The following is a 12,919-nucleotide window of genomic DNA, read 5'->3' as shown; positions in this document are numbered from 1 at the left end:
CACACCGCCGTCTCGGGTCTGTCACCGTTGCGAAGATCGCCTTGCCCTCCCCCAGCGGAATGCTCAAAGGTTCACTAAACGGGGCAAGGGGGGCACATGCGGGGGCCGTTGGTCGTCAAACGGGCGTTCAGCGAGCCGTTGCTGTTGCTGGCCGCGTTCGGGTCGATCCTGCTGGCCACCACGACTCTGGTCGCGCTGACCATGTACGCCTCCACCATCGCCGAGGTGGGCGTGCGCCGCACGATGGAGACCGCGCCGCTGGGCCAGGTGGCCGCGACCATCGCCGCGCCCGTCACCGGCGAGACGTTCCCGGCGCTCGACCGGGCGACACGCGCCGAGCTCGCCAGGGCCTACGCGGGCGCGCCCGCCGCCATCACGACCGCCTTCCGCTCCGACTCCTACGTCCGGCCGGGCCAGGAGAGCCGCAAGACCCCCGAACTGCTCAGGTTCGGCAGCTATGACGGCCTCGACGCCCACGCCAAGCTGGTCTCCGGCACCTGGCCGAACGCCACCGAACGCAAGACGGTCGAGGCCGCGATCTCCCTGTCGGCGGCCACGGCGCTCGGCGTCAAGGCGGGTCAGGAGATCACCACAGAAGGCCGCCTCGACCACAAGGCGGTCAACGTCCGCATCACCGGCGTCTTCCAGCTCAACGACCCGTTCGGTGACCGCTGGACCGGCGAGCAGCTGCTCACCAGGGGCGTCGAGACGGGCGAGTTCACCACCTACGGCCCGCTGATGGTCTCCCGCGAGACGTTCCTGAGCCGCTTCGCCACGAACGTCAACGCCACCTGGACCGCCGTCCCCGACCTGCGCGCTCTGTCACCGGAGCAGCTGCGGCCGTTCGCCGCCCGGGTGACCGAGCTGCGCGACCGACTCCACGCGAACGGCTGCGCGAGCTGCACCGCCACCAGCCGCCTGCCGGAGATGCTCGCTCAGCTCGGCACCGCCGCCCTGGTCGCCCGCTCCACCATGCTGATCCCGGTCCTGCAGTTGCTGCTGCTGGCCGCGTACGCGCTCATGCTCACCGCCCGCCTGCTCGCCGACCACCGCCGCATGGAGGTGGCGCTGCTGCGCTCGCGCGGCGCGGGCACGCTGCGGCTGGCCGCGCTGGCGGGCGGCGAGGCGCTGCTGGTGGCCCTGCCATGCGCGATCGTCGCGCCCTTCCTCGGCCCGCCGCTGCTGGCCCTGGTCAACGCGCTGCCCTGGATCAGGGCCTCCGGTGTACGGCTGGCGCCCTCGCCCGACCTGGGCACGTTCGCGGTCTCGATCGGCGTGGCCCTGGCCTCAGCCGTACTCCTCATGCTCCCGGCCCTCGCCGGCGCCCGGCGTACCTACGTGGAGGAGCAGTCGGCGCGCGGCCGCGGCGGCGGGCGCGGGCTCATCGAGCGGGCCGGGGCGGACCTGGCGCTGCTGGTGGTCGCGGGGCTGGCCATCTGGCAGCTGCGGCGCTACGGCGCGCCCGTGACCGCGACCGCCGCCGGTGACCTCGGCATCGACCCGCTCATCGTCTCGGGACCGGCCCTGGCGCTGCTCACCGGCGGCATGCTGGGCCTGCGCCTGGTCCCCCGCGTCTCGAAGCTGGCCGAGCGGATCACCGCCAGGCGGCCCACGCTCGCCCCGGCGCTCGGCGTCTGGCAGGTCAGCCGGCGGCCGCTCAAGTACGCCGGGCCCGCGCTGCTGCTGACCATGGCCATCGCGATCGGCATCGTGTCCATGGCCACGGCCGCCACCTGGCGTGGTTCGCAGCAGGACCAGGCCCGCCATCAGGCCGGGGCCGACCTGCGGATCTCCGGGCCGCCGGACGGTCCCGAGCTGGGCACGTTCGGGCGCGGCACCGCGTTCGCCGCGCTGCCGGGCGTCACGGCGGCCTCGCCCGCCTTCCGCGGCCCGGTCCAGCTCAGCGGCGAGGGCGCGGTCCTGCTCGGCCTCGACGCCGGCAAGCTCGACCGGCTCTTCCAGTTGCGGCCCGACCTGTCGGCGCGATCGGTCGCGGAGATGGCACGGGTGCTCGGCTCGGGCCGGCCGCGAGGTGCCCCGCTGGAGCTGCCGGGCCGGCCCACGACGCTCACGTTGCACGCCCGCGCCGACGCCGCGGTGTCACTGCGGATCATGGTCTCGGACGCGCTCGGCGTCTGGCGCGAGCTGCCCCTGGGCCTGCTCCATCCGGGCGACAACCGGATCGACCTCGACCTTTCGGAGATCGTGGGACGGACCGGGAAGATCACCTATCCGCTGTCGGTCCGCGGCCTGGTCGCCAATCCGCCCGAGAGCGGCAGTGCGCAGGTCACGGTGACCGGTCTGAGCGCGGATCGCCCGATCTCGCTCAAGGCGACCGGATCACAGCCGGTCGCGGTCGCCTTCGGCGAGTTGCCGGGCCCGCTGCCCGTGGTGCTCACCACCGATCTGGCCGCCTCGCTCAAGCTCTCGGCGGGCCAGGTGGGCCGGGTCAACCTGGATCGGCGGATCGTCGAGGTCAAGGTCGCGGGCCTGGTCGACCGGATGCCGACGACCGCCGCTGACCAGCCCGCCGTACTGGCCGACTGGGCCACCCTGCAGGCGTACGGCCTGGCGGCGGGAGAGATCCCCAGACCGGCCACCGAATGGTGGCTCGCCGCCCACGACGGCGACGCCGGGCCCGCGCTCGCGGCGCTGAAGAAGCGGCCGGAGTGGGACGTCACCGCGGTCGACCAGCGCGAGCTCGCCGAGCGGCTGCGGGACGACCCGCTGGCCAGCGGGCTGCAGGGGGCGTTGATCCTGGGCTTCGCGGCGGCGCTGGCGTTCGCCGCGCTCGGCTTCGTGGTGAACGCCACCGTCGCGGCGCGGGAGCGGATGGCCGAGTTCACGATCCTGCGGGCGCTCGGGGTGAGCCACCGGCAGGTGTTCGGGCTGCTGGCGGTCGAGCAGGCGTTCGTCATCGGGCTGTCGCTGATTGCGGGGACGGCACTGGCGGTCGTCGTGGGCGTCCTGGTCGTGCCGCACATCGTGCTCACCGGGCAGGCCGCCGCCGTCACGCCGGACGTGCTGCTCGACATCCCGTGGGCGGCGACCGCGGCCATGCTGGCGCTGGTGGCCGCGGTGCTGCTCGGCATCGTCGCCGTATTGGCCCGTAACCTGCGTGGGCAGCGTCAGGAGGACTTGTGAGGATCCTGCGGCTGGCCCAGGCGTATCTGGGCGCGATGGCCATGCTGTCCCTGCTGACGTTGAGCGCCTGCCTGCTCGTGGCGGGGCTGCCGCGGATGCTGCAGGGCTCGTACGACGAAGCCCTCCACCAGGCCCTTCAGGACGCGCCCGCGCAGCAGGCCGACCTGACCGTACAGACCAGGACGCGCGGCGGGCCGGACGACCTGCACGAGCCCGGCCAGTTCGCCTCCAGGGACGCCCGGCTGCGCTCGCTCGTGCCGCCGCAGCTGCGGCCGCTCGTCTCGGCCACCGGCCAGATGAGCGCGAAGACGTACGACACGCCGGTCCACCTGTCGGGCGGGCAGACCTACATCAACCTCGCCTGGCTGTCGGACAGTGAGCGGCGGGTCGAGTGGGTCGACGGCCGGGCGCCGGGCAAGCCGACGACCATGCGCTGGAGCGGGACGGAGATCCCGCTGTTCGAGGTGGGCATCGTGGAGGAGGCCCGCACCACGATGCCGCTGAAGATCGGCGACGTGCGGATCCTCGGTGAGAGCGACTACGCCGCCGTCAAGATCGTGGGCGTGTTCCGGGCGAAGGACCCCGGCGCCCGCTACTGGAGCCACGACACCGACGTCCTGCACGTCACGCAGGTCCAGCCGCCCGGCAAGCTGGAGCTGGAGCGGCGCACGACCGCGCTGATCCCGGCCGCCGGCCTGGCCGCCCTGAGCGGCGCCGACCGCAACCTGCTCTACAGCTGGATCCTGCCGGTCGATCCCACCGCGGCCGCCTCTCTCGACCTGCCCGAGTTGCGTGCCGCCATCGAGGACTACGGGCACGTGGTCACCCTGCAACCGGCGGGCGCCGACAGCCAGTACCGGCTGGAGACGGAGCTGCCGGGCCTGCTGGACAAGTTCGGGACCGCGCTGGGCACCGCGCAGACCGTGATGTTCCTGGTGCTCGGCGGCCTGCTGGTCGTGGCGCTGGGGGTGCTCGTGCTGGCCGTGCAACTGCTGGCCGAGCGGATCGATCACCCGCTCGCGCTGGCGCGGGCGCGCGGCGGGTCGCTGCGGCAGGTGGCGGGTGCCGGCACGGCGCTCGTGGCGATCGCGGTGGTGCCCGCGGCGCTGGCCGGGTGGGGGCTGGCCTTCCTGGTGCCGGGGCCGGTGCCGTGGCTCGCCCACGCGGGGCCCGCCCTCGTGCCCCTCACCGCCGTCGGCTACGCGGCCGCGCGGCTGGCCGTGACGCACCGGACGCCCCTGCACGAGCGCCGCGACGACGTGGCCGCCGCCCGCCCGTCGGCCCGGCGGATCACCCTGGAGGTGCTGGTCGTCGGTCTGGCGCTGGCCGGCGCGTACCTGCTGCGTGCCCGCGGCCTGACGACCGGCGGCCAGGACCCGTTCCTGCTGCTCGTGCCGGTCGCGCTGACGGTCGCCGCCGCGCTGATCACCATCCGCTGCTATCCCCTCCCCCTCAAGCTGCTCGTACGGCTGGCCGCGCGCGGCCGCCTCGCCGTGCCCTTCCTGGGCCTGACCAGGGCGGCCCGGGCCCGATCCGCCAGCGTGCTGCCGGTGCTGATCCTGCTGCCCGCGCTGGCCGTGTCGGTGTTCGGGACGGTGATCTCCGGCGGGCTGTCCACCACGCAGCGCCTGGCGTCCTGGCAGAGCGTCGGCGCGCCGATCAAGCTGACCTCCCCCGTGGAGTTGCCTCCTGACGCCATCGAGCGGGTGCGCAAGGTGCCCGGTGTGCGGCTGCTCGTGCCCGCGCAGACCGCCACCGCGCAGATCGGCTACGGCGGCGAACGGGCCGAGATCATCGCCGTCGACCTGGCCCCATGGCAGCGGCTGCTGGACGGCGCGCCGATCAGCGTGCCCCTCACCGCCTCGGGAGCCTCAGGGATCCCGGTGCTGGTCTCCAGCGAGCTGCGCGGACGCGGCACCTTCGAGATCGCCTGGTACGAGCGGATGAAGGTCACCACGGCCGGCGAGATCGCCTCGCTGCCCGGCTTCTACCCGCGCGGCAAGTTCATCGTGCTGCCCTTCGCGACGAACAAGCGGCCCGGCGTCAACACCCTGCTGATCAAGGGCGAGGCGGATCACGCGGCGCTGCTGGCGGCCACCGGACAGCCCAAGGCCGAGCTGACCTCGCAGGAACAGGCCCTCGCCACGATCGAGGACGACCCGATGACCGGAACCGTCCAGAACATCCTGCGCATCACCACCATCGCGCTCGCGGTCTACGCGTTCATCGCCGTGCTGGTGACGCTGGTGATCGGCGCGGCCGACCGGGCCAGGGCGCTGTCGTTCCTGCGCACGCTGGGACTGTCGGACCGGCAGGCGCGGGGCCTGACCGTGCTGGAGATCCTCCCGCTCATCCTCATCACCTCGCTCACCGGGCTCGCGCTCGGCCTCGGCCTGCCCGCGGCGCTCGGGCCCGGCATCGACCTGTCCGCCTACGCCGGTGACCTGGCCGTCGGCGACTACTCCGCCGATCCGGTCGTGCCGGTCGTCCTGGCGGCCGGGCTGGCCGCCGTCGCCGTGCTCGGAACGTACGCGCACACCGCCATCAGCCGCCGCCGCAGCCTCGGCGCCGTACTCCGAGTGGGTGACCTCACATGAATCCAACGTTGTCCGAGCTCGAAGCCAAGGCCGCCGAGAAAAAAGCCGCGTTCGGCGGGGACGCGCACATCGTCTGCGACAACCTGGTGCGCATCTACAAGACCGAGGGCGTCGAGGTGGTCGCCCTGCAGGGCCTCGACCTGCTCATCCAGGAGGGCGAACTGGTCGCCGTCGTCGGCGCCTCCGGGTCGGGCAAGTCGACGCTCCTGAACGTACTGTCCGGCCTGGACGTGCCCACGGCGGGCGTGGCCAGGGTGGCGGGCACAGACCTGCTGTCGATGACCGCGAAGGACCGGCTGCGGTACCGGCGCGACATCGTCGGGTTCGTCTGGCAGCAGACCGCGCGCAACCTGCTCCCGTACCTGACCGCCCGCGAGAACGTCGAGCTACCGATGAAGCTGGCCGGTAGGGCACGCAGGGGGCGCGCCGCCGAACTGCTGGACCTGATGGGCGTCGCCTCCTGCGCGGACCGCAAGGTGCCCGAGATGTCCGGCGGCGAGCAGCAGCGGGTCGCCATCGCCGTCGCCCTGGCCAACTCCCCGCAGCTCGTCCTGGCCGACGAACCCACCGGCGAGCTGGACAGCGAGACCTCGGAGGAGGTGTTCGGGGCGCTGCGCAAGGCCAACGGCGAGCTGGGCGTGACCGTGGTCATCGTGACCCACGACCCGCTGGTGTCAGAGCGCGTCGATCGTACGATCGGCATCCGCGACGGGCGTACCAGCAGCGAGACGCTCCGCCGCGAGGGCGTCGCCGAGGAGTACGCCGTGCTCGACCGCGTGGGGCGGCTGCAACTGCCCCGCGACTTCATGAACGCCCTGGACATGGAACGCCGGGTGCGCCTCGAACTCGAATCCGACCACATCGGCGTGTGGCCGGCCCGAGAGGAGCCCTCCAATGAGCAGTGAGCCCCTGGTCGCCGGCGAGCCCCTGGTTGTCGTAGAGGGGGTGCGCAAGACCTATCGCACCGGGCCGAAGGAGGTCGTGGCGCTGCGGGAGGTGTCGTTCTCGGCCTATCCCGGCGAGCTGATCGCCATCCGCGGCCGGTCGGGGTCCGGCAAGACGACCCTGCTGAACCAGATCGGCGGACTCGACCGGCCCGACGCCGGGCGCGTCGTCGTGGCGGGGACCGAGGTGACCTCGATGTCCGAGGACGACCTGCTGGCGCTGCGCCGCGACGTGGTGGGGTTCGTGTTCCAGTCGTTCGGGCTGATCCCGGTGCTGTCGGCGGCCGAGAACGTCGGCGTGCCGATGCGGCTGGCCCGCACGCCGGTCACGGAACGGGAGGCGCGCGTGCGCGTGCTGCTCTCCCTCGTCGGGCTGGAACAGCACGTCAACCAGCGGCCGTACGAGCTGTCGGGCGGTCAGCGGCAGCGGGTGGCGATCGCCAGGTCGCTGGCCAACCGGCCCCGGCTGCTCGTCGCCGACGAGCCCACCGGACAACTCGATTCACAGACCGGGCGGCAGATCATGGAGTTGCTGCGCGCCCTGGTCCGCAGCGAGGGCGTCACCGCGCTCGTCGCCACCCACGATCCGAGCCTCATCACGCTGGCCGACCGGGTGCTGGAGATCAGCGACGGAGTCCTGCGGGAGGCTGCGCCTCTAGAGAGCCGGTCTTCGGAGGCTTGACGGACGTGATCGCGGCCAGATTCGCCACGGCCACGGCGACCGCTCCCGCCAGCAGCAGCCCGGTCATGCCCACGAAGCCCGCGAGCGGCGCCGCCACGGCCAGCCCAAACGGCCGCGACGCGAACGAGATGAGCTGATCGAAGGCCCGCACCCGCCCCAGCGCGCCCTCGGGGATCTCCTCGGCGACGACGGTCTCCCACAGTGGGCTGAGCAGCCCGAGCCCGAACATCGCCACGAAGTACGCCGCCGCGATCAGCACCACGTTCGCGGTCACCGCCAGCGCCACCAACGGCAGCAGGTACAGCGCGGCGGCCACCTGGACGACGACCAGCGGCCGGCGGACGGGCAGCCTCGGCACCAGGAACACCCCCGCGACCAGGCCGACCGTACCGCACTGCACGATGAGCACCCAGCTGGCCTCGCCGCCGAGCTGCTTGACGGCGGTCAGCGGGCCGAGGGTGAGGAACAACCCGGCCATGAAGTGCCATACGCCGTGGCCGAGCACTGACTTGAGGAACCACGGCCGCGTCCTGACCTCGCGCCATCCCTCGGCCAGGTCCTTGGCGAAGGTGTTCCGGGCTCTCTCGGGCTGCTTGGCCGTACGGACTCCGCCAAGGGTGAGCGCCGAGCAGGCGAACAGCGCGGCGGTGAGCAGCGCCGCCCACCCCGGGCCCGCCACCAGCACCACGCCGCCCGACAGGGCGGGCGCGAGCACGCTGGAGGTGCTGGTGGCCACGCCGATGCGCGCGTTCACACGCAACCGATCCGGGCCCGGCACCACGGCCGCGACCAGCCTCGGCACAGCAGGCATGCCGAACGCGATCGCCACCCCCGCCACCGCGGACAACACGGCCAGGTCGAGCACGCGGCCGACGCCCATCAGCAGCTCGATCCCGATGGCGGCCTGGGAGAGGCCGCGGACCAGGTCGGCCACCAGCGCCACCCGCTCGGGCCGGAACCGGTCGGCCAGCACCCCGCCGACCGGGAGGAGCAGGAGGAGGGGGATCAATTCGCAGGCCAGGACGAGACCAAGGGCCTCGGCCGAGCCTGTGGTGCGGAGGACGGCGAGGGTGAGGGTGGTGGGGATCAAGGCGGTGGCCAAGGCGGAGATGGCTCGCCCGAGCAGAAGTCTCATGGGGTTCGACATTAATTCGCTGGCTAATGATTCGTCAACTAAATACTTGCTGGCTTAAGATTGGTGGGTGGACTCGATGAACGCAGGCTCCGGCTCCAGTGACTCTGTCGATCGGCATCTGGCGCGGTGGCGGGGCAAGGCGCCGTACGACGAGCGGGTGGAGGCGGTCGTGACGCGGATGCAGTTCCTCGTCAAGCACCTGCATCAGACGAAGGAGGCGGCGCTGGCGGAGGTGGGGATGCAGGACTTCGAGTTCGAGACGCTGCATCGGCTGGTGGCCAGGGCGGGCTCCGCGACGCCTTCGGAGCTGGCCGCGGAGCTGATGCTGTCGCCCGCCGGCATGACCGGCCGCCTCGACACGCTGGAGAAGTCAGGCCTGGTACGCCGCCTGCGCAGCACGGACGACCGCCGCCGGGTCGACGTGGAGCTCACGGACCGGGGGCATGAGCTGTGGATGGAGGCCATGCGGATCCGGGGGGAGGTGGAGGCCGCGATGGTCTACGCACTGGATCCGGCGGAGCGGGCGACCCTGGACGGCCTGCTCAAACGTCTCCTGGTGAACGTGGAATCCACCCGCTGACCCTCACCCGCGTGAGGGCCGTATCCCGTCAGGTGCGGCGGAGTTCGCGGAAGAAGCTCGTCAGCTCCTCCTGGAGGAGGGCCGGCTCCTCCAGGGGCAGGAAGTGGCCGCCCCTGCCGGGCTCGCTCCAGTGCCGGATGTCCGTGAGGGCCCGCTCGGCGAGCGCCCGCGGAAAGTCGGCCATCAACGGCTCGTGGCTCAGCGTGACCGCCGCCGGCACAGTGATGGGCGGCCGGGCGTAGTTGTGCTCGAAGTCGAAGTATTGCCTGAACGAGGTGCCGATCGAGCCCGTGGCCCAGTAGAGGGTGAGGATCGTCAGCAGGGTGTCCCGGTCGAACCGCGTCTCCACCTCGCCGTGACAGTCGCTCCAGTCCCGGTATTTGTCCACGATCCACGCGGCCAGCCCGACCGGCGAGTCCAGCAGCGCGGCGGCGATGGTGTCGGGCCGCGTGCCCATGATGGCGCTGTAGCCGGCGTCACCCTCGTCATAGACGGCTTCCGCGTCGAGGAACGCCTGCTCCTCCGCCGACAGCGGCGGAACCTCCAGCGACGCCGGGAACGGCGGATGGATCAGGTGGATCCCGATCACCTGCTCCGGATAGAGCGCCCCCAGCCACCCGGTCGCCGCCCCGCCGATGTCACCACCGAACGCGCCGTAACGCTCATAGCCCAGCATCTCGGTCATCAGCGTGTGCAGGATCCGCGCCATCGCCGCCCTGGTCAGCGGCTCAGCGGGCAGCTCCGAATAGAGGAAGCCGGGCATGGACGGGATCACCACGTCGAACGCGTCATCCGGATCGCCCCCGAACCGTCCCGGATCGGCCAGCCGGGCCGCCAGCGGCAGCATCTCCATGAAGCTGCTCGGCCACCCGTGGCTCAGCAGCAACGGCATGGGCGCGGGCCCGTTGCCGGGGATCTTCAGGAAGTGCGTACGCGCGCCGTCGATGTGCGCGATGCCGTGCGGCAGAGCGTTCAGCTCGGCCTCACGTGCCCGGAAGTCGAATCCCTCGGCCCAGTAGCCGACCAGGTCACGTAGGTAGCCGGGGTCCGCGCCGCCCTGCCACGCCTGCTCCCCTGGCCGCGTGGGGTCGCCGAACCGCGTGTTACGCAGCCGACTCCGCAGGTCGTCCAGCACGTCCTCCGGCACCTCAATACGAAACGGCGACCAGCTCACATAACCTCCAGCAACCGACAGAAGGCGCGCATCGCCCTCCGACGCTTCGCGACCTTACCGGGGCGCCGGCTACCGGACTATCGGTTATCGGGGCGGGTGGCACTCACTCTCCCGCACGGGCGGCTACCGGCCCGTACGGTTGGCGACGATCACTTGCACCGTGTGTTCGAGCGCGTACGCCGGGTCGGCGCCGCCGCCCTTGACCTGCTCGTCGGCGTCGGCCACCGCCTGGATGGCGCGTGACAGGCCCTCCGGACCCCAGCCGTTCAGCTGCCGCTTGACGCGGTCGATCTTCCACGGCGGCATGCCCAGATGGCTCGCCAACTGCCCACCCCTGAGGTTGCGCGGCGCTCCGCCGACCTTGGCCAAGCCCCTCAGCCCGCCCGCCAGCGCGCTCACCAGCAGCACAGGGGCCACCCCGGTGCCGAGCGCCCAGCGGAGCTGCTCCAGCGCCTCGGCCAGCCGCCCCTCGAGCGCCGAGTCGGCCACGTTGAAGCCGGTGACCTCGGCCCGCCCCTTGTGATAGCGGGCCACGGCCGCCGCGTTGATCGTCTTGTCTTCCGTGTCGAACACCAGCTGGTTGCAGGCCGCGGCCAGCTCCCGCAGATCGTTGCCCACCGCCTCGAGCAGCGCCTGCGCGGCATCGCTCGAAATGCCGCGCCCAGCCCGCTTGATCTCGCCCTTGACGAAGTCGAGCCGCTCCCCGGCCTTGGTGACCTTGTTGACGGTGACGACTCGCGCCCCCGCCTTCTTGACCCCGTCGACCAGCGCCTTGCCCTTCACCCCGCCCGGGTGGACCAGGATGAGCACGGTGTCGTCGGAGGGCTGCGCCACGTACTTCACGACCTCGGCGATGACGTCCTTGACGAGATCCTGCGCGGACCGGATCACCACCACGGAACGATCACCGAAGAGCGACGGCGAGGTCAGCTGGGTCAGCTCCCCCAGCGCCACCTTCCCGCCGATGAGATCGTGCACCTCCGCGCCGCCGGCGGCCGCCCGCGCCGCCGCGATCACCTCGCTGACCGCCCGCTCGGCCAGCAGCTCCTCGTCGCCGACGACCAAGGTCACGAGTGCTGGATCTGTTGCCGCCATGTCGTGCAGCATGCCATGCGGCACCGACAAGCCGGTACTCGACGACGACGGTTACCGGACCTTCACTCCAGACTTCGCAGGTACGCCGCCGCGCGGTGCATGCCGCCGTGTTCGGCCCAGCCGAGCGGGGTCGAGTCGTACGCCGTGTCCTTGATCGCCGGGTCGGCGCCGAGCTCGATCAGTGTCTCGGCCGTCTCGACGTCGTCGTTCCAGGCCGCCGCGTGCAGCGGGGTGGATCGATGCAGGTGGTTCACGCCGAAGCCGAGACCGGCCAGCAGCCGTACCGCCGCGGGCTTGCGCTGCTCGGCGGCCCTGATGATCAGCCCGGGGAATCGTTCGAGCGCCCGCGCCAGCGGTTCCGGGCCGAATCCGGCCACCGCGTCGGCGTCGGCGCGCATGCAGGCGGCGGTGAAGGTCTCCATCTCGTCCAGTACCGCCGAGGCGCCTGCCCCGGCGAGCAACTCCGCGATCTCGGTGTGCCCGTTCAGCAGGGCGAGCTCGTAGGGGGTGCGCCCGCCGTACGCCGGATGCCCGCCCAGGCCGTCCACCTCCGCGCCGTGTGCCAGGAGCAGCCGGGCCCGCCGCGGGCAGCCGCGCAGCGCGGCGGTGGCCAGTTCGTCGCGCAGCATCTGCTGTGGAGACTGCAGCGTGGGCCCCAGCCGGGCATGCCACGGACCGCCCGCGCCCCGGCCCAGGCCGAACTCCAGCAGCAGCTGAAGGTGGGCGGTGTCGTCGGAGCGGGCGCCGCCGAGCCCGAGGTTGTAGAGGGTCTGGCTGTCGTTGGGGTCCGCCCCGGCCTCCAGCAGCAGCCTGGCCAGCGCCAGGCCCTGCGGATGCGGTGGCTGGTGGCCCTCTCCCCCACCGAATGCGCCGGTGAGTACGGTGAACGGCGAGGTCAGCCCGTCCCACAGGAATCCGGCGTTCGGATCGGCGCCATGGTCGAGGAGGAGCCGGGCGGCGGGCACGTACCGGCCGGGAGCGTCGAGCCGCGCGTAGGCCAGGTACAGCAGCGGCTCCCACCCGAAGGGGCCGCCCTGCTCGCGCGCGAGCCCCGGATTTTCGACCAGCACGTCGGCCAGCGCATCGGCCGAGCCGGTGGCCGCCATGGTGAAGACGTTCGCGGTGGACAACTGCGGATGCCGGGCCAGCAGCAGGTCGGCGTCGGCGGTCCGGCCCGGGTAGTCCGTGCCATAGGTGAGGCAGGCGAGCCGCAGGAACTCCTCCGGCAACTCCTGGCTCGGCGCGACCCGGTGCGGCGAGCGGGAGTAGCGCTCGACGGTGCCGAGGTGTTCTTTGAGCTTGGGCCAGCTCGCGAAGCCGTACATGCGGGCGGTGACGAGTTGCGCGTCGGCCAGCTTGAGCGCCTCCGGCGTTCGGGGATGGAACTCGGCGACGAGCCCGAGCGCCTCAGGAACTCCCGCCTTCGCATCCTGGAGGAGCGTCTTGGCCTGCTTGCGGAGCCGTTCGAGGCTGGGGTTGTCGGGCAGGCGATGGATGGGCACGAGGGCCTCCTTTCCGTCTGGCCTGGCGTCCGCATGATCAGGCCGGAAAAGAGGTCGGGCCGGGTC

Annotated in this window: 9 protein-coding genes; 5 read left to right on the top strand and 4 right to left on the bottom strand. The window is 72.1% G+C overall.

Annotated elements, in window-relative coordinates; genetic code table 11:
• Window positions 1–96 precede the first annotated feature (96 nt).
• From AB0C30_RS22840 to AB0C30_RS22825, 4 genes are read left to right on the top strand one after another with little or no spacing between them, the layout of a single operon-like run.
• Window positions 97–3,144, top strand: a complete 3,048-nt coding sequence (locus AB0C30_RS22840; protein ID WP_357947180.1) for an FtsX-like permease family protein — start codon at window positions 97–99, stop codon at window positions 3,142–3,144.
• On the top strand, window positions 3,141–5,741 hold the full coding sequence (locus AB0C30_RS22835; RefSeq protein ID WP_357947177.1) for an FtsX-like permease family protein: 2,601 nt from the start codon (window positions 3,141–3,143) through the stop codon (window positions 5,739–5,741). The genes AB0C30_RS22840 and AB0C30_RS22835 overlap by 4 nt, the downstream gene beginning before the upstream one ends.
• Window positions 5,738–6,646, top strand: coding sequence for an ABC transporter ATP-binding protein (locus AB0C30_RS22830; RefSeq protein ID WP_357947175.1), 909 nt, complete (start codon window positions 5,738–5,740; stop codon window positions 6,644–6,646). The genes AB0C30_RS22835 and AB0C30_RS22830 overlap by 4 nt, the downstream gene beginning before the upstream one ends.
• Window positions 6,636–7,367 (top strand): ABC transporter ATP-binding protein, encoded by a 732-nt coding sequence (locus tag AB0C30_RS22825; protein WP_357947172.1) that lies wholly within the window; start codon window positions 6,636–6,638, stop codon window positions 7,365–7,367. Before AB0C30_RS22830 ends, AB0C30_RS22825 begins: the two co-directional genes overlap by 11 nt.
• Here AB0C30_RS22825 and AB0C30_RS22820 read toward each other — a convergent pair.
• A complete protein-coding gene (locus AB0C30_RS22820; protein WP_357947169.1) occupies window positions 7,309–8,502 on the bottom strand; it encodes an MFS transporter in 1,194 nt (397 codons plus the stop codon). The two genes, AB0C30_RS22825 and AB0C30_RS22820, sit on opposite strands and share 59 nt — an antisense overlap.
• Window positions 8,503–8,578: 76 nt before the next feature.
• On the opposite strand from AB0C30_RS22820, the gene AB0C30_RS22815 reads away from it, so the two are divergent.
• A complete protein-coding gene (locus tag AB0C30_RS22815) occupies window positions 8,579–9,082 on the top strand; it encodes a MarR family transcriptional regulator (protein ID WP_357948123.1) in 504 nt (167 codons plus the stop codon).
• Between the two features lie 28 nt (window positions 9,083–9,110).
• Here the strand turns inward: AB0C30_RS22815 and AB0C30_RS22810 are convergent, their stop codons facing one another.
• From AB0C30_RS22810 to AB0C30_RS22800, 3 genes are all read right to left on the bottom strand, one after another.
• Window positions 9,111–10,256, bottom strand: a complete 1,146-nt coding sequence (locus AB0C30_RS22810; RefSeq protein WP_357947166.1) for an epoxide hydrolase family protein — start codon at window positions 10,254–10,256, stop codon at window positions 9,111–9,113.
• Window positions 10,257–10,379: 123 nt separating this feature from the next.
• Window positions 10,380–11,351, bottom strand: a complete 972-nt coding sequence (gene holA, locus AB0C30_RS22805; RefSeq protein ID WP_357947163.1) for a DNA polymerase III subunit delta — start codon at window positions 11,349–11,351, stop codon at window positions 10,380–10,382.
• Window positions 11,352–11,413: 62 nt separating this feature from the next.
• Window positions 11,414–12,853, bottom strand: a complete 1,440-nt coding sequence (locus AB0C30_RS22800) for an ankyrin repeat domain-containing protein (protein WP_357947160.1) — start codon at window positions 12,851–12,853, stop codon at window positions 11,414–11,416.
• Window positions 12,854–12,919: the final 66 nt, after the last annotated feature.

The organism is Nonomuraea sp. NPDC048901 (genome assembly GCF_040649695.1).
GTDB lineage: Bacteria > Actinomycetota > Actinomycetes > Streptosporangiales > Streptosporangiaceae > Nonomuraea.
This window is presented reverse-complemented; position numbering and strand designations above follow the sequence as displayed.